The sequence below is a fragment of the Streptomyces cupreus genome, assembly GCF_014257025.1.
In the GTDB taxonomy this organism is placed as follows: domain Bacteria; phylum Actinomycetota; class Actinomycetes; order Streptomycetales; family Streptomycetaceae; genus Streptomyces; species Streptomyces cupreus.
On record NZ_JACMSF010000085.1, the window covers coordinates 1 to 25,773 of the forward strand.

The 25,773-nt window shown below is 70.1% G+C and carries 25 protein-coding genes; 12 read left to right on the forward strand and 13 right to left on the reverse strand.

Going from position 1 to position 25,773, the window contains the following annotated elements:
• Positions 1-426 precede the first annotated feature (426 nt).
• The 4 genes from H4N64_RS40270 to H4N64_RS40285 form a co-directional block, all read right to left on the reverse strand.
• Complete coding sequence (locus tag H4N64_RS40270) at positions 427-1,536, reverse strand: ABC transporter permease (protein WP_186287587.1); 1,110 nt, start codon at positions 1,534-1,536, stop codon at positions 427-429.
• 10 nt (positions 1,537-1,546) lie between these two features.
• Positions 1,547-2,671, reverse strand: a complete 1,125-nt coding sequence (locus H4N64_RS40275) for an ABC transporter permease (protein ID WP_186287588.1) — start codon at positions 2,669-2,671, stop codon at positions 1,547-1,549.
• A 28-nt stretch (positions 2,672-2,699) separates the two neighbouring features.
• On the reverse strand, positions 2,700-3,689 hold the full coding sequence (locus tag H4N64_RS40280) for an ABC transporter ATP-binding protein (protein ID WP_336246944.1): 990 nt from the start codon (positions 3,687-3,689) through the stop codon (positions 2,700-2,702).
• 195 nt (positions 3,690-3,884) lie between these two features.
• Positions 3,885-4,802 (reverse strand): peptidoglycan-binding protein, encoded by a 918-nt coding sequence (locus tag H4N64_RS40285; protein ID WP_186287590.1) that lies wholly within the window; start codon positions 4,800-4,802, stop codon positions 3,885-3,887.
• Between the two features lie 191 nt (positions 4,803-4,993).
• On the opposite strand from H4N64_RS40285, the gene H4N64_RS40290 reads away from it, so the two are divergent.
• A complete protein-coding gene (locus H4N64_RS40290; RefSeq protein ID WP_186287591.1) occupies positions 4,994-7,030 on the forward strand; it encodes an MDR family MFS transporter in 2,037 nt (678 codons plus the stop codon).
• Here the strand turns inward: H4N64_RS40290 and H4N64_RS40295 are convergent.
• A complete protein-coding gene (locus tag H4N64_RS40295; RefSeq protein ID WP_186287592.1) occupies positions 7,023-7,523 on the reverse strand; it encodes a GNAT family N-acetyltransferase in 501 nt (166 codons plus the stop codon). The two genes, H4N64_RS40290 and H4N64_RS40295, sit on opposite strands and share 8 nt — an antisense overlap.
• A gap of 108 nt (positions 7,524-7,631) precedes the next feature.
• Between H4N64_RS40295 and H4N64_RS40300 the strand changes: the two genes are divergently transcribed.
• A complete protein-coding gene (locus H4N64_RS40300) occupies positions 7,632-8,315 on the forward strand; it encodes a hypothetical protein (RefSeq protein WP_186287593.1) in 684 nt (227 codons plus the stop codon).
• Between the two features lie 5 nt (positions 8,316-8,320).
• Positions 8,321-8,602, forward strand: a complete 282-nt coding sequence (locus H4N64_RS40305; RefSeq protein ID WP_222109968.1) for a hypothetical protein — start codon at positions 8,321-8,323, stop codon at positions 8,600-8,602.
• Here the strand turns inward: H4N64_RS40305 and H4N64_RS40310 are convergent.
• Positions 8,591-9,019, reverse strand: a complete 429-nt coding sequence (locus H4N64_RS40310) for a DnaJ family domain-containing protein (RefSeq protein ID WP_186287595.1) — start codon at positions 9,017-9,019, stop codon at positions 8,591-8,593. The two genes, H4N64_RS40305 and H4N64_RS40310, sit on opposite strands and share 12 nt — an antisense overlap.
• A gap of 80 nt (positions 9,020-9,099) precedes the next feature.
• On the opposite strand from H4N64_RS40310, the gene H4N64_RS40315 reads away from it, so the two are divergent.
• Positions 9,100-9,492, forward strand: a complete 393-nt coding sequence (locus H4N64_RS40315; protein ID WP_186287596.1) for an FHA domain-containing protein — start codon at positions 9,100-9,102, stop codon at positions 9,490-9,492.
• 10 nt (positions 9,493-9,502) lie between these two features.
• Here the strand turns inward: H4N64_RS40315 and H4N64_RS40320 are convergent, their stop codons facing one another.
• Both H4N64_RS40320 and H4N64_RS40325 read right to left on the reverse strand, forming a co-directional pair.
• Complete coding sequence (locus H4N64_RS40320) at positions 9,503-10,174, reverse strand: O-methyltransferase (RefSeq protein ID WP_186287597.1); 672 nt, start codon at positions 10,172-10,174, stop codon at positions 9,503-9,505.
• Positions 10,175-10,221: 47 nt separating this feature from the next.
• A complete protein-coding gene (locus tag H4N64_RS40325; protein WP_336246941.1) occupies positions 10,222-11,325 on the reverse strand; it encodes a DUF2330 domain-containing protein in 1,104 nt (367 codons plus the stop codon).
• 276 nt (positions 11,326-11,601) lie between these two features.
• Between H4N64_RS40325 and H4N64_RS40330 the strand changes: the two genes are divergently transcribed.
• On the forward strand, positions 11,602-13,647 hold the full coding sequence (locus H4N64_RS40330; protein WP_186287599.1) for a phosphatase PAP2 family protein: 2,046 nt from the start codon (positions 11,602-11,604) through the stop codon (positions 13,645-13,647).
• Here the strand turns inward: H4N64_RS40330 and H4N64_RS40335 are convergent.
• Positions 13,604-15,265, reverse strand: a complete 1,662-nt coding sequence (locus H4N64_RS40335; protein ID WP_186287600.1) for a DUF2029 domain-containing protein — start codon at positions 15,263-15,265, stop codon at positions 13,604-13,606. The two genes, H4N64_RS40330 and H4N64_RS40335, sit on opposite strands and share 44 nt — an antisense overlap.
• A 64-nt stretch (positions 15,266-15,329) precedes the next feature.
• Positions 15,330-16,565 carry a cytochrome P450 gene (locus H4N64_RS40340; RefSeq protein WP_186287601.1) on the reverse strand — a complete coding sequence of 412 codons (1,236 nt, stop codon included), beginning with the start codon at positions 16,563-16,565 and terminating at the stop codon, positions 15,330-15,332.
• Positions 16,566-16,796: 231 nt separating this feature from the next.
• On the opposite strand from H4N64_RS40340, the gene H4N64_RS40345 reads away from it, so the two are divergent.
• Positions 16,797-17,966: a steroid 3-ketoacyl-CoA thiolase gene (locus H4N64_RS40345; protein ID WP_186287602.1), complete on the forward strand. Its 1,170-nt coding sequence runs from the start codon at positions 16,797-16,799 to the stop codon at positions 17,964-17,966.
• Here H4N64_RS40345 and H4N64_RS40350 read toward each other — a convergent pair.
• Together H4N64_RS40350 and H4N64_RS40355 are read right to left on the reverse strand one after the other, a co-directional pair.
• Positions 17,950-18,207 carry a DUF397 domain-containing protein gene (locus tag H4N64_RS40350; RefSeq protein ID WP_186287603.1) on the reverse strand — a complete coding sequence of 86 codons (258 nt, stop codon included), beginning with the start codon at positions 18,205-18,207 and terminating at the stop codon, positions 17,950-17,952. The genes H4N64_RS40345 and H4N64_RS40350 overlap by 17 nt on opposite strands.
• A complete protein-coding gene (locus H4N64_RS40355) occupies positions 18,188-19,015 on the reverse strand; it encodes a Scr1 family TA system antitoxin-like transcriptional regulator (RefSeq protein ID WP_186287604.1) in 828 nt (275 codons plus the stop codon). Before H4N64_RS40355 ends, H4N64_RS40350 begins: the two co-directional genes overlap by 20 nt.
• Positions 19,016-19,089: 74 nt before the next feature.
• On the opposite strand from H4N64_RS40355, the gene H4N64_RS40360 reads away from it, so the two are divergent.
• The 6 genes from H4N64_RS40360 to H4N64_RS40385 all read left to right on the forward strand — a co-directional run bounded on the left by H4N64_RS40360 (position 19,090) and on the right by H4N64_RS40385 (position 24,519).
• Positions 19,090-19,512, forward strand: a complete 423-nt coding sequence (locus H4N64_RS40360; protein ID WP_336246942.1) for an ATP-binding protein — start codon at positions 19,090-19,092, stop codon at positions 19,510-19,512.
• A 494-nt stretch (positions 19,513-20,006) separates the two neighbouring features.
• Complete coding sequence (locus H4N64_RS46575; protein WP_186287605.1) at positions 20,007-20,117, forward strand: keywimysin-related RiPP; 111 nt, start codon at positions 20,007-20,009, stop codon at positions 20,115-20,117.
• 155 nt (positions 20,118-20,272) lie between these two features.
• Complete coding sequence (locus tag H4N64_RS40370) at positions 20,273-22,024, forward strand: lasso peptide isopeptide bond-forming cyclase (RefSeq protein WP_336246943.1); 1,752 nt, start codon at positions 20,273-20,275, stop codon at positions 22,022-22,024.
• Between the two features lie 48 nt (positions 22,025-22,072).
• Positions 22,073-22,330: a lasso peptide biosynthesis PqqD family chaperone gene (locus H4N64_RS40375; protein ID WP_186287607.1), complete on the forward strand. Its 258-nt coding sequence runs from the start codon at positions 22,073-22,075 to the stop codon at positions 22,328-22,330.
• Between the two features lie 27 nt (positions 22,331-22,357).
• A complete protein-coding gene (locus H4N64_RS40380; RefSeq protein ID WP_186287608.1) occupies positions 22,358-22,774 on the forward strand; it encodes a lasso peptide biosynthesis B2 protein in 417 nt (138 codons plus the stop codon).
• Positions 22,775-22,791: 17 nt separating this feature from the next.
• Positions 22,792-24,519 carry an ABC transporter ATP-binding protein gene (locus H4N64_RS40385; protein WP_186287609.1) on the forward strand — a complete coding sequence of 576 codons (1,728 nt, stop codon included), beginning with the start codon at positions 22,792-22,794 and terminating at the stop codon, positions 24,517-24,519.
• Positions 24,520-25,238: 719 nt separating this feature from the next.
• On the opposite strand, the gene H4N64_RS40390 is transcribed toward H4N64_RS40385, so the two are convergent.
• Positions 25,239-25,773, reverse strand: a 535-nt coding sequence (locus H4N64_RS40390; RefSeq protein ID WP_222109970.1) for a Fic family protein, incomplete at its 5' end; no start/stop codon positions are given.

Below are 25,773 nucleotides of genomic sequence, written 5' to 3' on the forward strand. Positions count from 1 at the left end.
TCGCCCCCGGATTCCGGCGGCGTTGTGCGCCTGGACCTGGCCGGGCTGGGCCCCTTGACCTCGGCGGGGCCTCGCTCCCGGAACCGATCGGCGCCGAAAGGGCCTCGTCCTCAAGTGTCGGAGTACGGGGGTGTTCAGGTGTATGCCGACATCAAGCGCCGGGCGGGCTGGGGTTGTCTGGGTCTGGGCCGGGGGTGCCGGCTGCGTGGGGGTTTGCCTGAGTCGTTGCCGTGGTGCGGTGAGGGGCGGGTGGGGTCTCGTTCGTGAACGCCGGGCGGGCTGAAGTTTCGTTTGTTGCGGCCTCGGCGGGCTGACATTGTCCGGGCCGTGCCGCGGGGTGCCGACTCCGATGGTTGCGCGCCTCGTCCATGTCCCGCCGAGGAGCCCGCCCCCTGTGGCCGGGCGGACTCCTCCGTGAGGTTGGGGTTACTGGCCGCCTGCGCGTGTTGCGTAGCGTTCCCTGTGGGCCGCCCATAGGGCCGCCAGGGCGCCTAGTGCGGCTGCTGCCAGGGCCCATGCCCATTGGTGGGTGGGGAAGTTGTCGGCGAACTGGTGCAGGACCGGGTTGTTCCACTCGAAGATGCGGGAGAAGGGCCACCACTCGGCGAAGGAGCGGGCCGCCGGGGGGAGGCCGGGGACGCTGACGAAGCCGCCCGCCGAGAAGAAGGTGGCGATGGCCACCAGGATCAGCAGGGGCTGGATGCTGCGGTGCTGGCGCAGGATCTGGGCCAGCAGGACGCCCGTGCCGGCGCAGGCCAGCATCAGTGGGGTCATGAAGATCAGCACCAGGAGGAGCGCCGACGGGTCCGGTGTCAGGCCGAAGGCCAGCCAGCCGGTCAGGTAGGTCGGGATCGCCGTGAGGAACGCGACGCCCGTTCCGGTGATCATGCAGCTGAATGCCGCCGTGCCCGCGCCGACCGGGGTGAGCAGCATCTCCTTGGTGGTGCGCTGCTCCTGCTCCACGGCGAACAGGTTCGCGGAGATCAGCGCCGCGCCGAAGAACAGCGCGAGCAGCGTCAGGCCGCCGGCGATGAATTCCGATCGCGGAATGTCCTCCGGCTCCACCGTGCGCAGGTCGACGGTGACACCCAGGTTGCCCGCTTCGGCGTCGAACGCGTTCAGCGCGTCCTCGACCCGCAGCCGGAGGTTCTTCGTCGCGTCGCTGTTGATGTTGTACGTGGTGATGTCCACCTGGCGGGTCCGGTCGAAGTCTGGCGGGATCTCGATGACGAGCTGCATCCGGCCCTCGTCGAGCATCTCCTTCGCCTCGGTCGCGTCCGTCTCAGTGATCCGGAAGTAGGGCGTGATGGTCGAGGTGCTCTCCTCGATTGCTTCCACCAGCCCTGCCGACTGCTCCGTCTTCGCATGGTCGGTCACGCCCACCGGCCAGTCGTCCCCGCCCGCGCCGAAGATCAGCGCGCTGAGCAGGAGCATCACGATGGGCATGAGCACCGACTGGGCCAGCAGGTCCGGCCGGCGCCTCAGGAGCCGGAGGTTGCGCTGATTGGTTGCCCGGATGGCACGGATCTTCTCCATGGCGACCTCCTCACTGGCCTTGGCTGAACGACAGTGCCCGGCGCATCCGCACGACCGCGAGCGTGGTGAGCGTCGCAGCGGCGGCGAGGGTCCAGCCCATCGCGGACCAGTCCAGCGAGACGGTCTTCAGACCCGAGACCTCGAAGCGCATCTGGTCGGTGAGCAGCCCCATCGGCGCCCAGTGGGTGGCCTGCCACAGCCCTTCGACCGCGCCGCCGTGGGCGAAACCCCGCAGATACGACTCGTAGCCGCTGACGAAGAAGTGCGTCACCGCCAGCACCACGCAGATCGGGATCATCGGCAGCGACTTGCGCAGGGCCACGCCGATCAGGGCGCCGAACCCGGCGCCGTAGGCGAAGAGCACGATCATGGCGAGCAGGCTGTTCCAGCCGAGGCTGGACACCGGATAGTCCAGCAACCAGGCCAGCCCGAGCAGCACCCCGACCATGCTGACCACCGTCTGCACGGCGGCCGCGAGCCACTTGCCCAGCACGAACGGCGCGTTGCCGACGGGGGAGAGGACCAGTGGCTTGGCCGTGCGTTCCTCCCACTCCCGGGCGACCAGCGTGCCGGTGTTCACCATCGAGGCGTAGAGGATGGCGAACATCAGCAGGCCGGTGCCCAGATAGACGGTGATCCGCATGTCCTCGGAGAAGGCCGAAGTCTCCTTCACCGTGGCCAGCGAGCCGCCCCCGTCCGCGGCGAACTGCCGCACCGCGTGCTCCGCCCGGAGCTGGAAGTTCTTGGTGCCGTCGGAGTTGATGTTGAAGACCTGGAGCGGCACCGCGACCGGCCGGCCGGCCTCGACCCTCTGGTCGAAATCGGCTGGGATCGTCAGCACGGCCCCGATCTCGCCGTCGTCGAACATCCGCCGCGCCTCGTCCGGGTCGGTGGTCCGGATCTCGAAGAACTCCCCGTCGACGCTGGACATGTCCCTGAGGACCTGAACCATCCGCTGGCTGTGCGGGCCGGTGCCCTCCTGGGCGATCGCGACCGGGCTGGTCGCGGACACCTGCACGAGCAGGGCGTACAGGCCGACGAAAATCAGCGGCACCAGGACGGTGATCGCGAGGAACGTGGGGCTGCGCCGGGTGACCGTGAGGTCCTTGCCGGCCAGGGCCCAGATGGATCGCATCTCGTGGCTCCCTTCTGCCTCGGACCCGTCAGTCGCGCAGCGCGCGGCCGGTGAAGTGCAGGAAGACGTCCTGCAGGCTGGGCTCGCTGAAGCGGAAGCCGGTCACGCCGCCCACCGCGTTGATCTCGTCGAGCACCTGGCGCAGGAAGGCGACGGTCTCGACGCCCCGCGGGACCGCGATGCTCAGGGACCCCTCCGAGGGCACGGTGGTGGGGGAGACGGCGTCGAGCACGGCGCGGGCGCGGTCGGCCCGTTCCGGCGCGGCGAATTCGAGCACCACCCGGCTGCCCTGCACCATCGCCTTGAGCTCGGCCTGCGTGCCGTGCGCGACGGTCGCGCCGTGGTCGATGATGTGCACCTCGCGCCCGAGAGCGTCCGCCTCCTCCATGTAGTTGGTGGTCAGCAGGACGGTCTTGCCCTCGTCGGCCAACTGCTCGATGCGCTCCCAGATCGCCTGCCGGGACTGGACGTCCACGCCCAGCGTGGGCTCGTCGAGGAAGAGCACCTCGGGATCGGTGAGCAGGGCGCGTGCCAGCGCAAGGCGCCGCTGCATACCGCCCGAGTAGGTACCGGTGCGGTGGGTGGCCCGGTCGGTCAGTCCGACCAGTTCGAGCACGTGCGCGATACGGTCCCGGACCTCGCGCGGGGCGACGCCGTAGTACTTGGCGTGGAACTCCAGGTTCTCCGCCCCGGTGAGCTCGTTGTAGAGCGCGGTCTCCTGCGGGACCAGGGCGATCCGGCGGAGCAGTTCCCTGCGGTCCCGGGTCGGGTCGAGCCCGCTCACCCTGACGTCCCCGCCGGTCGGCCTGAGCAGGCCGTTCAGCACGTTGATCGTGGTGGTTTTCCCGGACCCGTTGGGGCCTAAGAGGCAGAACACTGTTCCTTGGGGGATGGTGAAGCTGAGGTTCGTGACGGCCTGGTACGGCTCGGAACCTCGCCGGTGGAAGACGACATTGACGCCCTTCACCTCCACAGCGGCGTCCTTGAGAGTGGCCGGCGGCAGTGGGGTGGTCGACACGCTGTTCAAGGATTCCTCCTGAGCCCGTGATGAGCGGTTGTCGGAGCCAACCGCTCATCAATCTAGGGGGGTGCCAGGAGTGGATCTAGGGCGGTTTTCGGAAGGGGAGCCCACAATTCCCCCGGGCGGGCAGTGGTGTTCGAGCGGCGCACGAGCCATGCGCGAGCGGCGGGCTGCCTCGTCGCCCCGGGGCGGCTACGGCTCCGTCGTTTCCGACTCCAGGCTTGCTCTGGTCTCCGCCGTATACACGCCCAACTCCTCCGTGCCCACTCCTCGGCTCCACTGGTAGTTCTTCAGGGCTTCTTCCAACGGCTGGTTGAAGTTGCCGTTGATGTCGCCGTTGTAGAGGTGCAGCTGCTGCAGGCGGAGTTGGAGTTCTGTTACTTCTGCGCCCTTGTCGCCTCTGCGGAGGACCGGGGGGTTGGGGGCCTCGGTGGTTTCCTGGGGCGGGGCGTCCGAGGCTCTGGCCGGGGTTGGGGTTTGTGTCGGGGTCGGCGTGGCCGAAGCGGTGGCCGTTGCGGTCGACGCCGATGGTGACGGGGACTCGCTCTTCGTTGCCGATGCCGACGGGGACGCCGATGTGAGGGTCGCCGACTTGGACGGGGACGCCGAGTTCGTCTCGCTCGGGGTTGCGTCCGGGACGCTTGCCCTCACCCCCTCCGGGAGGGCCGTGTCCCGGGTCGGGGTTTCGTAGCTGAACAGGCCGCCGGCCATTCCCGCTGCTGCTACTACCCCGACCAGCGCGCCGGCCGCCCCCAGCAGCGGTACCGTCCTGCGGCGGCGCCTCGGGCGGTCTTCCGTGGCGGGCTCCGGCGTCGACTGCGGTGCCTCGAACAGGCCTACGTCCGTCGCGTTCGGCTCCGCCGGCGGCGGTACCGGTACCAGCGGCGTGTGCAGCGGCATCGTCGCCGCCGGGTCCGCCTCCGCCGTGCCCTCCAGCTCCACGTACGGGCGTATGCGCAGCGGGTTGAAGTCCTCCGCCGCTGCTGCCTGCGCCTCGCGCGCGTCGCGCAGGGCCTCGGACGCTCGTTCCGTGCAGGCGCAGGACGGGGTGTTGTCGGCCCCCCTGGGCGCACCGCACTCCGGGCACCCGTGGTCATTCGGGTTTGTCACCTGTTCGTCCTTCCCCCTCGCGACTCCCCTCGCGAGCTCCAGAGATTATGCAGATTTCCTTCACGTCGTCGCAGACACGCCCCCCATAGTCCGACTTCGACGGGAGTCAGACGGGATTCAACAGGCCATAAACGGCCATACGCTCCACGATGGAAGATGCATCGAGCCTCGGGAGGCCTCGGGAGGTCCGTATGGCCGGGGATACCCACGCGCGGCACGGCACCGCGGTCAAGGAGAACGTGCCGGGCAACGTCCTCGTCCCGATCGGCGCCCTGCTGCTCGGGATGCTGCTTGCCGCCCTCGATCAGACCATCGTCTCCACCGCGCTGCCGACGATCGTCAGCGATCTGGGTGGGATGGAGCATCTCTCGTGGGTTGTCACCGCCTATCTGCTGGCCTCCACCGCCGCCACCCCGCTCTGGGGCAAGCTCGGTGACCAGTACGGGCGCAAGCGGCTCTTCCAGAGCGCCATCGTCATCTTTCTCGTCGGGTCCGCGCTGTGCGGCTTGGCTCAGGACATGCCCCAGCTCATCGCCTTCCGGGCCGTGCAGGGGCTTGGTGGTGGCGGGCTCATGGTGCTGTCCATGGCCATCGTCGGGGATCTCGTCCCGCCCCGTGAACGCGGGCGCTACCAAGGGCTGTTCGGGGCCGTCTTCGGCGCCACCAGCGTGCTCGGGCCGCTCCTCGGCGGGCTCTTCACCCAGCATCTGAGCTGGCGTTGGGTGTTCTACATCAACCTTCCCGTCGGTGTCGTCGCCCTCGCCGTCATCGCCGCCGCGCTGCACATCCCGCGCCGCGCCGAGCGCCATGTCATCGACTATCTCGGCACTTTCCTCATCGCCTCCGTCGCGACCTGTCTCGTCCTCGTCGCCTCGCTGGGGGGCACCACCTGGGGCTGGGGCTCCGCGCAGATCGTCTCGCTCGCCGTGCTCGGGGTCGTCCTCGCCGTCGCCTTCGTGGCCGTCGAGCGCCGGGCCGTCGAACCCGTCCTGCCGCTCAAGCTCTTCGGGATCCGCACCTTCACCCTCGCCGCGGTCATCAGCTTCATCGTCGGGTTCGCCATGTTCGGCGCGATGACCTATCTGCCGACGTTCCTCCAGGTCGTGCAGGGCGTGACCCCGACCATGTCCGGTGTGCACATGCTGCCGATGGTGCTGGGGCTGCTGCTGGCGTCCACCGTCTCCGGGCAGATCGTCAGCCGTACCGGACGCTGGAAGGTGTTCCCGATCGCCGGCACCGGCGTGACCACCCTCGGGCTGCTGCTGCTCCACCGGCTCGACGTGGACAGCTCCACGGCCGTCATGAGCACCGTCTTCTTCGTCTTCGGGCTCGGGCTCGGCCTCGTCATGCAGGTGCTGGTGCTGATCGTGCAGAACGCCGTGGCCTACGAGGATCTCGGCGTCGCCACCTCCGGCGCGACCTTCTTCCGGTCCATCGGGGCCTCCTTCGGCGTCGCCATCTTCGGCACCGTCTTCGCGAGCCGCCTCGGCGACAAGCTCGCGGACGCCTTCCGCGGCACCGAACTGCCGCCCGGCGTCTCGGCGGACGCGCTGGAGTCCGACCCGCGCGGCATCGCCGAACTCCCCTCCGCGCTCCGGCCCGCGGCGGTGGACGCGTACGCCACGTCCATCACCGACGTCTTCCTCTACGCCGCCCCCGTCGCCCTTCTCGGTTTCGTCCTGGCCTGGTTCCTCAAGGAGGACAAGCTGCGCGGCTCCGTCACCGCCCCGGACATCACCGAGACGCTGGCCAGCAATCCGGTGGAGCGGTCGTCGTACGACGAGGTGTGCCGCGCGCTGTCGGTGCTGGGCACGCGGGAGGGGCGGCGCGAGATCTACCGGAAGATCACCGAGCGGGCGGGCTACGACCTGCTGCCCGGAGCGAGCTGGCTCCTGCTGCGCATCAAGAAGTACGGGTGGGTGGAGCCCGGTCAGCTCGCCGAGCGCAGTACCGTCCCGCTCCCGGTGATCCTCGCCGCCGCCCGCCAGGTCGAGGAGCGCCACCTGGCCACCCGCGAGGGCCTGGACCTCGTCCTGACCGACCAGGGCCGCGAGGTCGCGGACCGGCTGGCAGGGGCCCGTGAGGACTCCCTCGCCGAACTCCTCGGCGACTGGTGGGGGCCGGACCGCCCGACCGACCTGGCGCGACTGGTGAAGGACCTCAACGCCGAGCTGTGCGGCTCGGACCGCGAGCAGCCCCGCAACGGAGCGGCCACGAGGATCAGTTGAGGTCCACCAGATCCTTGGTGAACCAGTGATCGGCATAGATGTCGTCGTTGTGCCGCTCGGTCTCCGTATAGCCGAGCCGGGCATACAGAGCCCGCGCCTCCGTCAGGTCGCTCCGGGTGTCGAGGATCATGCGCGCGGCGCCCCTCGCGCGGGCTGCCTCCTCGGCGGCCCGCACAAGCAGCGGGGCGCCGCCCTTGCCGCGCAGGGACTCCCGTACGAACACCCGCTTCAGCTCGGCGGTCTCGGCGTCCAGGAGCCGCACCCCCGCCGTCCCGGCCGCCTCGCCCGCGAACCGCGCCACCAACAGCAGCCCCTTCGGCGGCCGGAGGTCCTCCCAGCTCTGCGCCGCGATCTCCCGCTCCAGCTCGGCCGGGTCGGTGCGGCGGCCCTCGTGCAGGAGGTAGTAGCGGTCGCTGACCTCCGTGTAGTACGCCCGCCACAGCGCGGTGGCGGCGGGGGAGTCGGGGGCTTCCGGGGCGACGGTCCAGGTCATGACGGCCATTGTCGTCGGGCGTCGTTTGAGGAGGTCCCTCGGGGCTACCCGGACGCGGTACCGGTTCGCAGGGAGGACCGGTTGGGTCGAGAACCCCGGAAGGCATTCATGTCCACAGGTCTGATCATTGCTCTGATCGTGATCGTGGCGGCCGTTCTCATCGTCGCGGCCGTCCTGACTCTGCGCGCCCGAGGCGGGCAGGGGGGCCGGAGCCTCAAGCGGCGCTTTGGCCCCGAGTACGACCGGGCCGTGGCCCGGCACGACGGTGACACCAAGGCCGCCGAGCGGGAGCTCGCCGAGCGGGTGCAGCGGCACGGGTCGCTGCAGGAGCGCCGGCTGGAGCCCGCGCGGCGGCAGGAGTACGAGACACGCTGGGCGGCCGCCCAGGAGCATTTCGTCGACTCGCCGCAACAGGCCGTCGGCGAGGCCGACAAGCTGCTCGCCGAACTGGCCGACGCCCGGGGCTTCCCGGACGGCGGACGCTACGAGGAGCAGCTCGCCGCGCTGTCCGTCCACCACGCCGACCATGTCGACGGCTATCGGCGCGTCCACCGCGCGGCGCACGCCGGCGCGGGCGGGGGTGCGGGGATGGCGGCCGTCGGGCAGACCGGCGAGGCCGGCACCGAGGAGATGCGCGAGGCCATGATCGAGGCCCGGCTGTTCTTCGAGGAGCTGGTGGGGCCGGCCGAGAGCAAGCGTCACCGGGCGGCGTCGGAGGAGTCCGCGAAGCCCGCCGACGGCAACGGCCACAGTCCGTGGGCGTTCACCAGGCGTCATGCGAAGGGGAGCTGAGCGACATGACCGACGGCACGCCTCTCCTCCCCCGCGAGGAGTACGACAAGCTCGAAACCCGGCTCCAGCACGCCACGTCCGGATTCGTCGACGAGCCCCGCGCCTCCGTGGAGGAGGCCGACCAGGCGCTGGAGGAGATCACCGCACGGTTCACCGAGGCCCTGAACCAGCGTCGGCGCACCCTGCGCGGCTCCTGGCAGGGCGACGAGTCGACCTCCGACACCGAGCAGCTGCGCCTCGCCCTGCGCGACTACCGCGAGCTGGCCGACCGGCTGCTACGCGTCTGACGTATCCGGCGTATCCGGCAACCGGGCCTCCCGCCAGCGTCGTACCACGTCCTCCACGTCGTACGGCTTCTTCCCGAGCGGGGGGCCCGGCGGTGGTTTGAACATCATGTCGCGGATCTTCGTGTTGATGTCCGTGATGATCTTCCGGACCAGCCGCTCGGTGGGCGCCTTCAGCGCCGCCTCCAGAGCGTCCTCCGCCTCCTTGCGCAGCGCGAGCGTCGGCGGCAGCACGGACAGCCCCTCGCGGACCATCTTCTGTCTGACCCACCACAGTTCGTCGTACGTCGTGTCCGTGCCCGGCGGCAACGGCCGCCCCGCGCCGGGGAGATGGGAGAAGTCGCCGCGTCTCTCCGCGTCGCGGATCTGCTTGTCCACCCAGGACTCGAACGGGACGCCCGGTGGCTTTCGCTCGGTCATGACTCCATTGTGCCGGACAGGGGCGAGCCGGGCGTTTTATCATGCCGCCGCTGCGTAAGGACACTTCAGGAGGAACGCACGTGCTCGAACTCACCATGGCCGCCGTCACCGCGGCGGAGGAGGGTGCCACGGCCGGCATGCTCATGGCCGACGCGCCCAGCGAGCCGGGCGCCGTGCTCCGCGTGGGCCGCGACAAGTCCGTGTGCCGGCTGTCCACGCCCGACGACTGGCTGTTCGTCTCCCGGGTCCATCTGGAGTTCCTGTGCGGCCCCGACGGCACCTGGCAGGTGACCTGGCTGCGCGGCTCCCAGCCCGACCCGTCCTCCGAGGTCCGGCTCACCGTCGGCGCCCATGTGCAGCCCCTCGCCTACGGCGGCACCGTGCCGCTGCCCCGGGGCGGCAGCGGAGAGATCGTCGTCCAGGACCGCACGGCGCCGCGCAGCGTCAACGTCGGCTTCTATCACGAGGTCTGACGCGACACCGTCACGCCAGCACCCGCGCCAGCGCGAAGCCGTCGTAGCCCTTGCTCCCCACCGTCTGGATCGCCGTACCGCTCAGTCGCGGGTGGCTGCCGATCAGCTCGATGGCCGCCCGCGTCCCCTGTACGTCTGGCGCCGCGCTGGTCGCGTCCGCGACCCGGCCGCCGCGCACCACGTTGTCCACGATGATCAGGCTGCCCGCGCTGGTGAGTTTGAGCGCCCACTCCACGTAGTGCGGGTTGTTCACCTTGTCGGCGTCGATGAAGACCAGGTCGAAGGGGGCCGGGTTCTCGTCGGCCAGGTTCGGGAGGGACTCAAGGGCCCGGCCCACGCGGATCTCCACCACCTTGTCCAGGCCCGCGCGGGCGATGTTGCGGGTGGCCACCTCGGCGTGCTTCGGGCTGTACTCCAGGGAGATCAGACGGCCGTCCGCCGGCAGCGCGCGGGCCAGCCAGATGGTGCTGTAGCCGCCGAGGGTGCCGATCTCCAGGATGTTCCGCGCGCCCTGGGTGAGGGCCAGGAGGTGGAGGAGTTTGCCCTGCGGGGCGGTCACCGCGGCCGGCGGGAGGTCCGCCGCCTCGCTGTCGCGCACCGCCGCCTGGAGCGTTTCGTCGTCCGGCGTGAGGTGGGCGGTGAAGTAGTCGTCTACTGCGTCCCAGAGCTGCGACTCGCTCATGTCCCTGTGCCTTTCATATGGCTAGTTAGAGCGGCTAAGTAGCGTTGCTAAGGAATATAGTCGCCCGCCGGCCTTCGTGAGCGGCGTACGAAAAGCGTAGACACGGCTGCGACGACGGCGAGGAAAAAGCCGACGACGGTGAGCAGCCACGCCGGGATCCCCGCCACCGTCCTCAGGCGGTCCTCGTAGATCACCTGTTGGAAGGGGGCGTCCGTCGGCGCCGGCCGTAGCTCGTGGTCGGCCGAGATCGACTCCGGGCGCGGGAACTCCTGGCCGATCGCCGTCAGATACGGCGTCCCGGACGCCAGCTCCGCCAGCGGCCCTGACGTCGCGTTCACCCGCCCGGCGTAGGTCACCCGGGGTCGTTCGCCGCCGATCCGGGACGCCGGTTCCATGCGGTGCCCGGCGAGGACGTACAGGCCCAGGGACTGCGGGTTTCGCGCCAGCCGGGACAGGCGCATCGGGTAGACCGGCTCGGTTGCCGCGAAGGTGAGGTGCAGGGGGTCCAGATCGCCGACGAGCCGGTCGCCGGTGGACTCGGGGGTCAGGCGCACGGCCACGTACTCCCAGCGGCGGTCCACGTACGGCTTGAGGGCGCCCTCCAGGCGGGGCGGCAGCGCGAAGCCGTTGGTGTCCAGCCAGCCGTCCAGGGCCTCGGGATCGGTGGCCGTCAGCCGGGCCACCTCGAAGGGGCCGAGCCGCTGCCGGCCCACCACGCCGACCGGCGCCCCCGCCCGTGCGCCCGGCGGTGCCCCGGCGAGCCCGTCACCGCCGCTCGCCAGCGGCCAGTCCCCGTCCTGCGGCCAGAAGTGGTACCGGTCCCGTCGCACCGGCGCGGTCACGGAGTGCAGCGCGTCGAAGAGCGCCGGGTCGCCGAGCCGTACCGTCGCCCGGTTCGGCACCGGCATGATCCACGCGGCCCGCTCGGCGTACTCGCCGACGGTCAGCCGCATCACGATCTGCTCCCGCCGCCCGTCCCACCGGACCAGCGACTCCTCCCGGTCCACGGCCACCCGCTCCCCGGCCCCGGGGATCATCGCCCCGCAGCCGCACGCGTAGGCCGGGGCGAGCAGCGCACCGACCTGAGTCGCCAGCAGGCCCAGCACAACGGCGACGACACGCGCACCCGCCCGATCCCGCAGGAACCCCACCTCAACAAGCCTTCCGCCGTGCCGCCGGGTCTCAGACGCTACGGCCGAGGCGGCGACCGCGTGTCCAGGGGGCCGCATTGTGATCCATCTCGCGCCCTTCGGAGGCGAGGGAACCGGCCCGGGACTATGGTCATTCGGACAAAAGGAGAGCGGACGTCAGGTGAATCGGGGGTTGCCTGCGTCTCTTCCGGGGGTGGTGCGAGCCTCATAGGGTTCGTAACGGGATCTCGCGTGCACGGGACGCGTGGGACTGACGGGGCGGGAGGCCGACGAGGCGTGGCGAATGCGGAGCACAGCGGGCCACCGGCGGATGCGTTCGGAGCGACGGCCGTCGGCACGGCCAGGGCACGCCTGCGCGCGGCCCGCGTCGGACTGTGGCTGATCGCCGCCGTCCTCGCCGTACGACAGGTCGCCGTCGTCCTCAGCACACCCCGGGGAGAGCGGCTGACGGATCTGGAGACCTGGGTCGGTCCGGACGGCGTCCTGCATGTGAACGGCTCCCTCTACGACTCGACGCGGTTCACCGGCACCCCTTTCGGGGGACTTGTCCTCAAGCCGCTGACGAAGTCCGCCGAGCAGGCGCTCGGCTGGGGCTGGACCTTCGGCACCCTGCTCCTGGTCGTCGCCCTCGGTCTGGTCGCCGCCCGGGCGCTGCCGCAGCCGGTGAGCCGTAGGACCTCCCTGCTCGCCGCGCCCGTCGCGGTCAGCCTGCTGATGCTGTCGCTGCCGGTGCGCAACAGCTTCTGGCTCGGCCAGACCAGCATCATCCCGGTGCTGCTCGTGCTGGCGGGCTGCTTCGCCGTACGGGGACAGCGGGCCAGCGGAGTGCTCATCGGTGTCGCCGGCGCGCTCCAGCCGACGCTGCTGCTGTTCGCGCCGCTGCTGTGGTTCACCGGGCGCAAGCGGGCCGCCGCCGCCACCGGCGTCACCTTCGGCGCCGCGACCCTGCTCGCCTGGGCCGCGATGCCGCACGACTCGTACACCTACTGGGTGCACCACATGGCGGGCGTCGGACTCGGTGGCCGCGCCGACGATCTCGCCAACCAGTCGCTGCACGGCGCCCTGCTCCGGCTCGGCCTGGACGGGCCGCTGGAGATCACGCTGTTCCTGGTGCTCGCCGCCGCCGTGGCCGCCCTCGGCGTCAGTCGGGCCGTGCGCTACGCCCGTGACGGGCAGTTGCTGCTCGCCGTCGCCATCACCGGTTGCGCCGCCATCGCGGCCTCGCCCACCGCCTGGCAGCACCAGCTGCTGTGGGTACTGCTCGCGGTCGTCGGCCGGGTCGGGAAGAAGGCCTCCGACCGGTATCTGTGGCCGGTCGCCGTCGTCCTGGTGATGACCCTCCCGGCGAAGATGATGCTGCCGAACATGGCGGCCCTCTACCCCCTGCGGGACAACGTCGTCCTGCTGGCCGCCCTCGCCGCCGCCACCTTCGTGCCGTTCCTCTCCCGCACCTCGCCCTACTACCAGTCGCCGATCCCGACCCGGTACGCCGATCCCGTCCCGACGCGCTTCAGGCACGTCCCGCTGGTGCCGTTCCTGCGCCGGGTCCTCGCCCGCCCGAACCTGCTGCTGGAACTGCTGCTGATCCGGGTCACCTACGCCGCCTACGCCAAGGTCCGCCTCGCCGCGACCGGAGGCAGCAACTCCGCCGGCCGGGAGCGGGCCGAGGAACACGGCCAGCAGATCCTCGACCTCGAACGCTTCCTGCACCTCGACATCGAGCACGCGCTCAACCACGCCGTGGCGAAGGTCGACTTCCTGCGCAACTTCTTCGACTTCTACTACACGTCGTTCCACTTCGTGGTCCCGCTGACCGTCCTCGGCCTGCTGTACTGGCGCCGCCCGGTGGACTACCGCTGGGCCCGCTCCGCCCTCGGCTTCGCCACCCTGCTCGCCCTGGTCGGCTTCTGGCTCTACCCGCTCGCCCCGCCCCGTCTGATGCCGGGCCTCGGGATCATCGACACCGTGCACGGCGTCCAGGACTTCTCCAAGCCGGACTACGGCACGCTCACCGCGCTGACCAACCAGTACGCGGCGATGCCGTCGCTGCACTTCGGCTGGTCGCTGTGGTGCGGTCTGGTCATCGCGATCGTCGCGCCGAGGATGTGGATGAAGGCCCTCGGCCTTCTGCATCCCTTCTTCACGCTCACCGCGATCGTCGTCACCGGCAACCACTGGGTGCTGGACGCGGCGGGCGGCGCGGCCGTCGTCGGCGCCGGTTTCGGACTGACGTATCTGCTCCAGGGCCCGCGCGCCCGGCTGGTGAAGCAGGCCGCGGTCAGCAGTGAGCCGGAGCCGCTGAAGGACCGTACTCCGAGCTGATCCGGTACTCGCCGGGCGCGGTCACCGTGAGGCGCGTGAACTCCCCCTGCCGGGACAGGCAGCCGCCCTCCGCCCGCAGCCACGGCGAGTACGCCACCCGCACGGTCACCGAACCGGCGCGCGGAAGCTGGACGACGAGGTCGGCGCCGGACGTCCGCACGACACTCGCGGGCGCCGACACCAGGGGTACGGCGTCCCGCACCCGGTAGATCCGCCAGTGCGCGTCCTGCCACACCGGCTCGAGCCAGTCGGGCCGCCGCTCGCCGATGAGCCGCGCCTCGGCCTCGGCGAACCCGTCCGGCTTGCCGAGCGGCAGGACCACCAGACCGACCGCCCAACGGTCCAACCAGGCCCGGTAGGTGGTGGCGTTGAAGGTGCCGTCGTAGAAGAGGCGCGCGCGTTCCATGTCGAGCTGACGGTTCCAGCCGCGGGCCATGTTGATGTGCGGGGCGAGTTCGACGGCCTCGCGATGGTTGCGGGCCGGGACGACCTCGACGCGGGTGCGATCGGCGCCGAGACCCTCCAGGGCCCGTATGACACCGTCCGTCTCGGCCGCCCAGGCGGGCACGACCGTGGAGACCTCCAGATCGTCGGCGGTCTTCTTGCCGACCCAGGCGACGGAGAAGACCAGGGCGGCCACGAGCAGGTTCCGTCTCACCTTGGCGAGCCCCGGCGCGCTGAGCAGGGCCGCCAACAGCACGGCGGGCGCGAAGAGTTCCGCGAACCGCTCGACGTTCGTGCCGACCGGCGAGGGGATCAGATACGTCAGCACAGTCCCGGCCGCGTAGACCGCCCCGCTCCACTGGGCGACCCGCCAGGTGCCCGGCGCCAGCGCGGCGACCGCGAGACCGAGGACCACCGGCGGCCAGATACGGGCCGGGGGCATCAACTGCTCGCCGGTGAACGGGAAGAGGAGCGTCGTCACGCCGACGACGACGGCCGGGGGTATGAGCAGGGAAAGCGCCCGCGCCCAGTCCCGTACGAGCAGCAGGGCCGCGCCCACGACCACCAGGAACAGGCCCGCCACCGGGCTGGCCATGGTCGCGAGGGCCGCGTACGCCACCGCCAGGGTGGTCCGGCGCTCACGGGTGAGCAGGAGGCAGGCGGCCAGACCGAAGGCGACGCCGAGGGCGAAGGTCGTACGGCCCGACGCCACGTTGCACCACAGGGCGAGGGAGGCGAGCAGCGCCGGGCCCACGGGTCTTCGGACCCCGGCGCGGGTGATCAGGACAGCCGCCAGCCAGGACGCGGCGAGCCCGGAGACCACGGTGACCGTGCGCACGCCGAGCGCGGCCATCAAGTACGGCGAGATCAGGCTGTAGTTGGCGGTGTGCATACCGCCGTACCAGAACAGGTTGTAGGCCGAGCCGCCGTGCCGGGAGACGAAGTCCGCCCAGGCTTCCTGCGCCGCGAGATCGCCGCCGCCGGTGGCGAGGAGGGACCACCACAGGGCGTAGAGGGGCAGCGTGGGGGCGGTGGCCAGGAGCGGGACGCGGTGGCGCTCCCAGAGGGTGCGGAAGGGCTGCTTCCGAGGTGGGGCCGTGCTTTCGGGCCGGGTGACGGTGAGTTCGGCAGGGACCACGGTTGCGTAGACGCCGAATCGAACGGATTCGTTCATCGGGTCACGGGGGAGGCAGGGGCCAGGGCGGGGGGATGAGGTGCTCCTGCCTCCCCCGGGTCTGTCAGTCCAGGCTGACCTGGAGGTGCTTCACGCCGTTGATCCAGGCCGAGCGCAGCCGGTCCGGTTCGCCTTCGAGGCGCAGGTCGGGCATCGCCTCGGCGATGGCGTTGAAGATGAGGTCGATCTCCAGGACGGCCAGGGACTTGCCGAGGCAGTAGTGCGGGCCTCCGCCGCCGAAGCCGAGGTGCGGGTTCGGGTCGCGGGTGATGTCGAAGGCGTCCGGGTTCTCGAAGACCTCGGGGTCGTGGTTGGCGGCGGCGTAGAAGACGCCCACCCGGTCGCCCTTCTTGATCAGCTTGCCGCCCAACTCCGTGTCCTGGGTGGCGGTGCGCTGGAAGGAGTTGACCGGTGTCGCCCAGCGGACGATCTCCTCGGCCGCCGTCTCGGGCCGCTCCCTCTTGTACAGCTCCCACTGTTCGGGGTGGGTGAGGAAGGCGTGCATGCCGTGGGTGATGGCGTTACGAGTGGTCTCGTTGCCCGCGACGGCCAGCATCAGCACGAAGAAGCCGAACTCGTCGGAGCCCAGGTTCCCTTCGTCCTCCGCCGCCACCAGCGTGGTCACGATGTCCTTCGCCGGGCACTGCTTGCGGTCGGCTGCCATGTTCATCGCGTAGGCGATGAGTTCGGTGGCCGACTCGGCGCCGACCTCCTCGGTGATCGCGTACTCCGGATCGTCGTACGAGATCATCTTGTTGGACCAGTCGAAGATCTTGGCCCGGTCGTCCTGCGGGATGCCGATCAGCTCGGCGATGGCCTGGAGGGGCAGTTCGCAGGCGACCTGGGTGACGAAGTCGAAGGGCCCGGGGTGGGCGCGGGCCTCGGCGACGATCGCGCCGGCGCGGTCGCGCAGCCGCTGCTCCAACGCCCGTATCGCGCGCGGGGTGAAGACCCGCTGCACGATCTGCCTCACCCGGGTGTGCTCGGGCGGGTCCATGTTCAGCAGGATCAGCCGCTGGGCGTCGATCGCGTCGCGCTCGATGTGCTCGTTGAAGCGGATGATCGCGGTGTTGACCCAGGAGGAGAAGAGTTCCGGGTGCGTGGAGACGTACTTGACGTCCGCGTGCCGGGTGACGGCCCAGTACCCCTCGTCCTGGAAGCCGGCGAGTCCGGCGGGCTGCGGGATCCAGCGCACCGGTTCGGCCCGGCGCAGCTCGGCGTACTCCGGGAAGGGGACACGGTGTCGGAGGAGGTCGGGGTCGGTGAAGTCGAACCCTTCGGGAAGCGCTGGACAGGGCATGGCGGCTCCAGCCATCGGCCAACTCGGGCGGTGATCTGGGGAGGGGATTATCTGACGGCTCATCAGTTATCGCGCAAAGTAACGGCGGGCTCCGAAGACTGCAAGACCCTTGCGGTGATGGGCGTCACATCAGCAGACTGCAAGCAGAACTAGAACACGTACTAGTTGTCGGATCTAGTTGGCAGGTCTCGTTGTCAGGTCTGCTGGTTCTGGACGAGAGGACCGCCCCCCATGGCCGCCGAACCCGTGATCGTCGAAGCCGTCCGCACTCCCATAGGCAAGCGCGGCGGAGCGCTCGCCAACCTGCACCCCGCCTACCTTCTGGGCGAGACCTACCGTGAACTCCTCGGCCGCACCGCCATCCCCGCCGACTGCGTGGAACAGATCGTCGGCGGTACGGTCACCCACGCCGGCGAACAGTCCATGAACCCCGCGCGCACGGCCTGGCTCACGATGGGCCTGCCCTACGAGACCGCCGCGACGACCGTCGACTGCCAGTGCGGCTCCTCCCAGCAGGCCTCGCACATGACCGCCAACATGATCGCCGCCGGCGTCATCGACGTCGGTCTCTCCTGCGGAGTCGAGGCGATGTCCCGCGTACCGCTGGGGTCTGGATCCAAGCACGGGCCGGGCAAGCCGTTCCCGGACGAGTGGAACGTGGATCTGCCGAACCAGTTCGAGGCGGCGGAGCGGATCGCTCGTCATCGGGGGCTGACGCGTGAGAACGTCGACTCACTCGGCCTCCTCTCGCAGGAGCGGGCCGCCGTGGCCTGGGCCGAGGAGCGGTTCAAGCGGGAGACGTTCGCCGTCCAGGTGCCGACCACCGAGGAAGAACAGCGGGCGGGCGAGGGCATGTGGCGGCTCGTGGACCGGGACGAGGGCCTCCGCGACACGTCCATGGAGGCACTGGCGGGCCTGAAGCCGGTCATGCCGACGGCCATCCACACGGCGGGCAATTCGTCCCAGATCAGCGATGGCGCGGCGGCGATCATGTGGGCGTCGAAGCGGATGGCGCGGGCGCTGAAGCTGCGGCCCCGGGCCCGGATCGTGGCCCAGGCCCTGGTCGGCGCCGACCCCCACTTCCACCTCGACGGACCGATCGACGCGACCAAGGCGGTACTGGGCAAGGCGGGGATGTCCTTGAAGGACATCGACCTCGTCGAGATCAACGAGGCCTTCGCGTCCGTGGTGTTGAGCTGGGCCCAGGTCTTCGAGCAGAGCCTGGAGAAGGTCAACGTGAACGGCGGTGGAATCGCACTCGGGCACCCGGTGGGGGCCACGGGGGCGCGGCTGATCACCACGGCACTGCATGAACTGGAGCGCGCGGACAAGGAGTTCGCGCTGGTGACCATGTGCGCGGGGGGCGGCTTGGCCACCGGCACGATCATTCAGCGGCTGTAGTCGACGTCCAGTTGACGAAGCTGGTGAACGCGGCGGGGTCGAGGGTGAGGATCGGTCCCGCCGGGTTCTTGGAGTCGCGGACAGCGACAGCGGTGGTGCCTTCGGCGATCTCGACGCAATCGCCGCCTTGGTCACCGCTGTGCGTGGACTTGCGCCAGGCGAGGAGGCCGATCGGCGCGCATTCGATGCAATCGCCGCCCTGGTCGCCGCTGTAGCTGGACTTACGCCAGTTGCTCTCCATAGCGGTCCTCCATCACGCGCCGGATCAGCTCCGCCGACTCCTTGAGGGAGAGCGCGGCGGCTTGCAGATGATCGTAACGGAGCGAGCAGTCTTTGACGGTGTCGGGGTTGGCGGTTGGATGCCCGCTGCCGTAGCCCTCCGTGTAGACGATGGTCGGATCGCTGGGAAAGCGATAGAGGTTGAACGAGCCTTGGAGCCCCGCGTGCGCGCCCGCCGCGAACGGCAGCACCTGGATGTTGATCAGGGGATTGTTCTCGAAGGAGAGCAGGTGGGCGAGTTGCTCCCGCATGACCTCGCGCCCACCGACTTCCTGGTGGAGCGCCGCCTCGCTGAGGATCATCCAGAAGACCGGCGGCTCCTCCTTCTCGAAGATGCACTGTCGGGCCAGTCGGACGGCCGTGCGGTCGTCGAGGTTCGTCTCGTCGAGAACGCCGAGAACTGCGCGGACGTAGGCCTTGGTCTGGAGGAGGCCATGGACCATGTGCGTCTGGAAGGTGCAGATCTCGACGGCCCGGACTTCCAGCTCGGCGACCTGCTGAAACCAGGCCGGAAGTTGACTGCGCATCACCAGCACGACGAGCCGGGAAAGTAACCCGCCGGTGTTCAGCGCCGCGTCCGCCCGCTGGCTGAACTCCAGTGTGGGGAGCTTCCGTGCCGTCTCGATCTGGCCGACAAGGGACCCGGTGTAGTTGAGGATGTCGCCCAACTGGCGCTGGGTGAGGCCCGCGGCCTCGCGGTACCGGCGTAGCTCGAAGCCGTAGTAGTCGAGAGGCGAGGCCCCCGGATCCAGAACGTTGACGTGCGTCACGAAGTGCCCCCACTCCAGAGCATGTTGTGTTCGGCCTGTAGCCCAGCGTAGTTGCGCGAGGTCAGGCTCGTACCGTGAACGAAAACATTCCCCCTACTCTCGCCGCGCCCCACGCGGCTCAGTACGCGATGCGGCTCACGGTCGGCGAACACTCGGCGCGACACATCCGCCGTATCGTCCGCTCGTTGCTGGCCGACTGGGAGCTGCCGGAGCTGTACGACGCCGTGGCGCTGGGCGTGACGGAGCTGGTCGCCAATGTCGTACGCCATGTCCCGGACCGTCGTTGTCGGCTGCTGGTGTTGCGGCAGGAGGCCGGGGTGCGGGTGGAGGTGGCGGACGGGTGCGCCGAAGTCCCGTGCATGGAGGGCGGGTTGCCGCTGGACTCGGAGGGCGGTCGGGGGCTGGTCCTGCTCAGCGAGGTGGCGGACAAGTGGGGGGTCGACCGGCGGGGCGGAGGAGGGAAGACGGTGTGGTTCGAGTGCGATACGTCCGCGTGAAGTTCAGGCCAACTGGCACCGAGACCTCACTCGGCTTGGATATATCCACCCGAGGAAACGACGTCACCCCGAGACGAAAAGATCAATTGCGCATCTCTTTATGCGTGTAAAACGCATGCCTTTATGTATGCACTAAGGTGCACGGCCCCTTAGTGCGTAAGGGCGATCAACGGCGCTCGACGCGGCGCTCGGCAGTCTCAGCCGCAAGACGTAGGCGCAGCCCCGAGCAGGTACGTGCCCTGGTGGGGTGCCGTAGACACTGATCCGCAGAGTGATGGAAACAGTGCAGTAAATACCAAGCAGGAGGGAATCGTCAGGCCGAAGGCGGGTAGACGCAATAGTTCATGCTCATTCCTGATGAGTCAAGTGAATTAGACGGTGACTATTCGAGGAATTCAACGGAAAATCCCTGGGCAGCTCCCACTGCCGCTGATAAGTTCAAAAGCCAGGGGATATTAGCCTCGCGCACGACACAACAGGGAGGTGTAGTAGCTGTGCGTATCTACGAGCGGCCGACGCTCACCGCGATCGGTTCCTTCAAGAAGCTGACCGGTCTCGGCGGACAGGGGCCGAAGGACGTCCTCTTCAGGCACCAACTCCTCTGACCCGCCTGAACATGCCGGGTGGCAGGCCAATTGCCACCCGGCATGCACCATTGCCACCCGGGCGTTCCGGAAAGGCAGGCGCAGTGACAGTCGCTCTTCCGCACAGCCTACGGGCATGGTTCGTGGTGCTTCCAGACTGCCCGTCCACCGAACCGGTGCACAATGCGCTGCAGCAGCACGCTGAACAGCACGTCAGCCACCCCTCCGGGCGGCCGTGGCTGCTCGGCCGCTGGAGTCCGGAGAGCGTGGCCGTCGGCGGCGCGGGAGCCACCAGGCTCGCGGTCATCGGCCAGCACGCGACCACCAGCGACCACCTGGCGCGAGCCGCCACGGACATCCACACCCTCGCCGACGTCGACCGCCTGGCGACGTCGCTGGTGGGTAGCTCCTACCTGATCGCCTCGGTGGCCGGGCGGGTCCGTGCGCAGGGCACCGTCACAGCCACCCGGCGCGTCTTCCACGCCGACCTCCGCGGGGTCCCGGTGGCCGCCGACCGTGCCGAGGTGCTGGCCTGCCTGCTCGGGGCCAGGATCGACCGGAAGCAGCTGGCGCTGTACCTCCTGGAGCCGCAGATCCTTCCACCGCTCACCGGCGCTTCGGTATGGCGCGGCGTGAAGGCGCTGCCCGGGGGCGACTACCTGGTGCTGGACGGCGACGGGCGGACCCGGACCATCCGGTGGTGGTCGCCGCCGCGGCCGACCGTACCGATGCCCGAAGGAGCGGCGGCGCTGCGGGAGGCGCTGTCGGCCGCCGTCGCGGCCCGAGTGGACGGTCGCGACCTGGTCAGCTGTGACCTGGGCGGCCTGGACTCCACCTCGGTGTGCTGCCTCGCCGCCCGTACCGGGACGAGGGTCACCGCCTACACGGTGGCGCTCCACGACCCCTTCGCTGATGACGTGCGGTGGGGTGTGCGTACCACGGCAGCGTTGGAAAACGTCGAGCACCATGTGATCCAGGCGGAGGAGGTGCCGCTCTTCTATGCCGGTGTACAGAACTTTGACGACCCCTTGGGTGAGCCGACCTCCGGCGCCGAGCGCGACCGCGGCCTGGTCACCGTGCGGCGCGCCGCCGCGCGCGGTTCCCAGCTGCACCTGACCGGCATCGGTGGAGATGAGCTGCTCTACGGTTCCCTCGCCCATCTGCACACCCAGCTGCGTATCCGCCCCAGGGTCGCGGCGCGGCAGCTGCGCGGCTTCGCCGCCAAATACCGCTGGCCACGGGGGGTGATGCTGCGTCAGCTCGCCGACAACCGCCCCTACCGGGTATGGCTCGGCGCTGTCGCCGACGAACTCACCGCGCCGCCGCCCCCGATCGATGAACCGCTGCTCGCCTGGGGATTCGTGCCGCGACTGCCGCCGTGGGCGACACCGGACGCCGTGGAGGCGGTCCACGAGCTCATCCGGGAGGCGGCGCGCACAGCAGAGCCGCTGTCCCCGTGGCGTGGCCAGCACCGGGAACTGGCCACTATGCAGGCCGTATCCCGCCTCGGGGCCGAGCTCGGGGAGATGGGCACCCGCATCGGTATCACGGTGGCCTCGCCGTACCACGACGACAGAGTGATCGAAGCCGGCCTGGCGGTGCGGCCCGAGGACCGCATCTCGCCTTGGCGGTACAAGCCGCTGATCCACGAGGCGATGCGCGGCATCGTCCCGGAGGAGAGCCTGACCCGCCAGACCAAGGACACGGCTGCCTGCGACGAGGCCCCCGGGCTCCGTCGCCACCGCCCGGAACTCCTGGCGCTGTGGAAGGACTCCCGGCTCGCCCAACTGGGCCTGATCGACGCGGAGGCGGTACGTGAGGTGTGCACTGGGCCGATCCCCCCGCACCTGGGTGAGAACGCGCTCTACCAGACCGTGGCCTGCGAGACCTGGCTCCGCGCCCTGGAAGGTGCCGCGGTCGCGCGCTGACCACGACACAGAAGACGACAGCGAAGATGGGACCGAGGAGGACGAGGAATGGTGCTCACGTTACGTGGCAACGTGTCCTTGGCGGAGACCGAGGACGGCATCGCACTGCTCGATGAGGACGCCGGACAGTACTGGATGCTCAACCCCACCGGAGCCATGGTCCTGCGCACGCTGCTGTCCGGCGGTTCCCCCGATGACGCGGTGCACCGGATCACCCAGGAGTACCAGGTCGACGCGGACACCGCCGGCCGGGATGTCACGCAGCTGGTTGCTGAGCTGTGCTCGGTCGGCCTCGTCGAGCAGTAGCAACCAGCCGCGGCAGGGAGGCCAACCGTGACCATGCCCGAGGCGGTTCACCACGACCCGCACGCGGTGCCCTTCGGCCGCCGGACTCTGGCCCGCCTCGCGGTGGGCGCCGCCCGGCTGCTCGCCACCCGCTCGCCACGGCGGATCCGATCCGTGCTGATCCCGCTCCGGCGGGGCGCCCGGCCCGCAACCCACGAGCAGACCAAGGCGGCTCGGGAGGCGGTGGTCGCCGTAAGCCTGGCCTGCGGCGAACGGCAGGGCTGCCTGACCCGGTCACTGGCCACCGTCCTGCTCTGCCGGATGCACGGCCAGTGGCCTACTTGGTGCGTGGGGGTGCGGCGGGTATCCCCCTTCGGCGCACACGCCTGGGTGGAGGCCGCAGGAGTGCCGGTCGGCGAGGACTACCCGCCGGACTACTTCCAGGTGCTCTTCACCGTTCCCTGAGCCGGGGAGACCAGGACATGCCGGATCGGCACCAGGTCCCCGACAGCCGGGCGACCTTCCGCGACATCCTGCGCGAGCTGCGGGACCACCGGCGGTGGGTCCTGCTCGCCGGAGCGCTGACACTGGCCGGATCGGCCCTCGGCCTGGCACAGCCGCTGCTGGTCAAGCAGGTGATCGACGCGGCCGGGAGCGGAGGGGGCGGCGCTGCCCTCGTCATACCGCTGGTCGGGCTCTTCCTGGGCCAGGCCCTCGTAGAAGCGGCTGCGCGCTATGTTCTGGCCAGGACCAGCGAAAGTGTCGTGCTCGGCCTCCGGCTGAGGCTCATCGGCCGTCTGCTGAGGCTGCGCATGCGGGTGTACGACAAGCAGCGCACCGGCGACCTGGTCTCCCGGCTCGGCAGTGATGGCAGTGAGGTGCGCCGTCTGGTGGCTGAGGCGTTCACCAACGCGGTGACCGGCGCGGTCGGGTTGGTCGGAGCCGTCGCACTGATGGTCTGGGTCGACCCGGTGCTGTTCCTCATCGTCTTGGCGCTGGTCTCGCTGGGCGGCCTGGCGGTGGCCTCCGCGCTGCGCGGGATCCGGAGGGCCTCCCTGCAGCGGCAGCGGTCCATCGGTGCCATGGCCGCGGACCTGGAACGAGCCCTCAGCGCCATCCGCACCGTGCGGGCAAGTCGGGCGGAGCAGCGCGAGTCCGACCGCATCGCCGACCAAGCGCGGGCGGCGTACACGGCGAGCCTGCGCATGGCGAAGTTGGACGCGGTGGTCGGGCCTGCCACCCATCTCGCGGTCAACGGGTCCTTCCTCGTGGTCCTGCTCGTCGGGGGCCTGAGGGTGGCCCAGGGCGGCAGCTCGGTCGGCGAACTGGTCGCCTTCCTGCTGTACATGACTTACCTGGTGGTGCCGATCGATTCGGTCTTCCAGGCAATGAGTGCCCTACAGCAGGGCAGTGGCGCACTGCAGCGCATCAACGAGACCCTCTCCCTCCCCAGCGAGCCGGACGCTGCACCGTCCGCACTGGTGCCATCGGCGCCCGCGCCGGCCCTGGAGTTCCGCGACGTGTGGTTCGGATATGCCCCGGACCGGCCGGTGCTGCGCGGTGTCTCCTTCCAGCTGCCGCAGCACGGGTGCACCGCGCTGATCGGCCGCTCCGGGGCGGGCAAGTCCACGGTCTTCGCCCTCGCCGAGCGGTTCTACGACCCGGACCGCGGTCAGGTGCTGCTCTGCGGTGACGACCTGCGGGCCCTGAGCCGCGCGGACTGCCGGACCCGGATGGGCCTGGTGGAGCAGGAAGCCCCGGTGCTGTACGGCACCCTGCGCGACAACCTGTACTACGCGGCGCCGGACGCCGACGAGACGGAGCTGCGCCGGTGCGTGGAGCTGGCGAGCCTCACCGAGCTGGTGTCCAGGCTTCCGGAAGGGCTGGAGACCGACGTCGGCGAACACGGCGTGCTGCTCTCCGGCGGCGAGCGCCAGCGCGTCGCCATCGCCCGCGCCCTGCTGGCCCGGCCCAGTCTGCTGCTGCTCGACGAACCGACCTCGCAACTGGATCCGATCAGCGAGGCCGCGCTGCGTCGGGCGATCGAGCAGATCGCCACCGAATGCGCGCTGGTGATCATCGCGCACCGCGCCTCCACCGTGCGCGCCGCCGACCAGATCGTCATCCTCGACCGCGGCACGGTGACCGCGGTCGGCGGTCACCAGGAGCTCCTTGTTGCCAACGGCTACTACCAGCGCCTCGTCGGTTGAACAGGAGAATCGGCGAGCCCCGGGGACGGCGCAGCGAGCTGGTAGCTGATGGAGCCCTGGCCCACCTCGCCGCGGACGACGTCGACCGCCAGGCGACCCACTCGCGGCACAGGTGCTCGAAGTGAGGGCCGACGACCTTGCTCAGGAACGTGGCCTGGGACAGGGACCAGGCCGACTCCATCAACGGCCCCCGCTACCGGCCGAAGAACATACGAGCTTCGAGCAGGAAGCTCTTCCCCTGTCTGCGACGCCCGGATGCGACCGCGAGGCGTGGTCCCGGTCCCGGCCGACGATGTCCGTATCGGGAGAGAGGACGTAACTCCTGTGTGTTTAAGACCTTGTTCCAGACCTGTGTGTTTAAGACGCCTTCCTGATCCTCTGCGCGGTGATATTCCTGCTGGCCGGCACCGCACAGGCCCCTGACCTCTCGGCGCCCGGAAGTTCCGGTAGGCCGCCGGGCCCCGCGGCCGGAATGGCCGGACTGACCCGGTCGCCCCAGCAGGAAACCGCCGTAGAGACCACCAAACCTCTTCCCGCCGCGGCGAGACAGAACTCAAGGCTGGATTCCGCTGCGACGGGCTGAGGCGCGATCCGGCGAAGCGCAAAGGCAGCGCGGTCTGCGTCGAGGAGAGAGAACCCCCAATTCGGCTGCCGTCTCTGCGGCCGCCGCCCTCCCGGCCTGGTGCGCCGGGGCACAGCCCTCATCCAGGTGGCCCGCTTCAGCCTCTGCTCCGTCCGGTGTGTGCGATGAGTACGGCCAGCAGGTCGGCGAGGGCGCGGGCGCCCTCGGGGTCGTCGGCGCGGCGCTGGAGGCGTCGTATCGGGCCGACTTGGTCGAGGGTGACGTTGGCGCGGGCCAGGAGGAAGGTGAGGGTGAGGAAGGCGGCGCGGGCGTTGCCGTCGTCGAAGGGGTGGAAGAAGCAGACGTCGAGGTAGGCGCGGGCGGCTCGGGCGGTGAGGGGGAGGTCGTCGGTCTCGGCCTGGTGCAGGCAGGTGTCGAGGCGGGCGGGGAGGTCGGGGGCGATGCCGTAGCGCTCGCGGCCGGATTTGGCGTAGGCGGGGTGGCGGCGGAAGGGGGCGTCGGGGACGGCGAGGACTTCGCGTTGCCAGGTGCTGAGGAGGGCGAAGGTGAGGGGGGTGCCGGAGGCGGCGTCTTCCCGGGTGCGGGCGAGGGCGGCGAGGAGGCGGGCGGCGCGTTCGGGGTCGCGGGCGTGGTCGTGGGTGCGGATGTCGTGTGCGGCCCCGTCGCGGAGG

Coding starts and splice junctions, on each gene's coding strand:
- H4N64_RS40310 (WP_186287595.1), bottom strand. CDS start 9,019: ATGACCGAGCGAAAGCCACCGGGCGTCCCGTTCGAGTCCTGGGTGGAC.
- H4N64_RS40345 (WP_186287602.1), top strand. CDS start 16,797: ATGGCCGCCGAACCCGTGATCGTCGAAGCCGTCCGCACTCCCATAGGC.
- H4N64_RS40335 (WP_186287600.1), bottom strand. CDS start 15,265: ATGAACGAATCCGTTCGATTCGGCGTCTACGCAACCGTGGTCCCTGCC.
- H4N64_RS40385 (WP_186287609.1), top strand. CDS start 22,792: ATGCCGGATCGGCACCAGGTCCCCGACAGCCGGGCGACCTTCCGCGAC.
- H4N64_RS40350 (WP_186287603.1), bottom strand. CDS start 18,207: ATGGAGAGCAACTGGCGTAAGTCCAGCTACAGCGGCGACCAGGGCGGC.
- H4N64_RS40270 (WP_186287587.1), bottom strand. CDS start 1,536: ATGGAGAAGATCCGTGCCATCCGGGCAACCAATCAGCGCAACCTCCGG.
- H4N64_RS40300 (WP_186287593.1), top strand. CDS start 7,632: ATGTCCACAGGTCTGATCATTGCTCTGATCGTGATCGTGGCGGCCGTT.
- H4N64_RS40375 (WP_186287607.1), top strand. CDS start 22,073: ATGGTGCTCACGTTACGTGGCAACGTGTCCTTGGCGGAGACCGAGGAC.
- H4N64_RS40305 (WP_222109968.1), top strand. CDS start 8,321: ATGACCGACGGCACGCCTCTCCTCCCCCGCGAGGAGTACGACAAGCTC.
- H4N64_RS40295 (WP_186287592.1), bottom strand. CDS start 7,523: ATGACCTGGACCGTCGCCCCGGAAGCCCCCGACTCCCCCGCCGCCACC.
- H4N64_RS40340 (WP_186287601.1), bottom strand. CDS start 16,565: ATGCCCTGTCCAGCGCTTCCCGAAGGGTTCGACTTCACCGACCCCGAC.
- H4N64_RS40290 (WP_186287591.1), top strand. CDS start 4,994: ATGGCCGGGGATACCCACGCGCGGCACGGCACCGCGGTCAAGGAGAAC.
- H4N64_RS40275 (WP_186287588.1), bottom strand. CDS start 2,671: ATGCGATCCATCTGGGCCCTGGCCGGCAAGGACCTCACGGTCACCCGG.
- H4N64_RS40320 (WP_186287597.1), bottom strand. CDS start 10,174: ATGAGCGAGTCGCAGCTCTGGGACGCAGTAGACGACTACTTCACCGCC.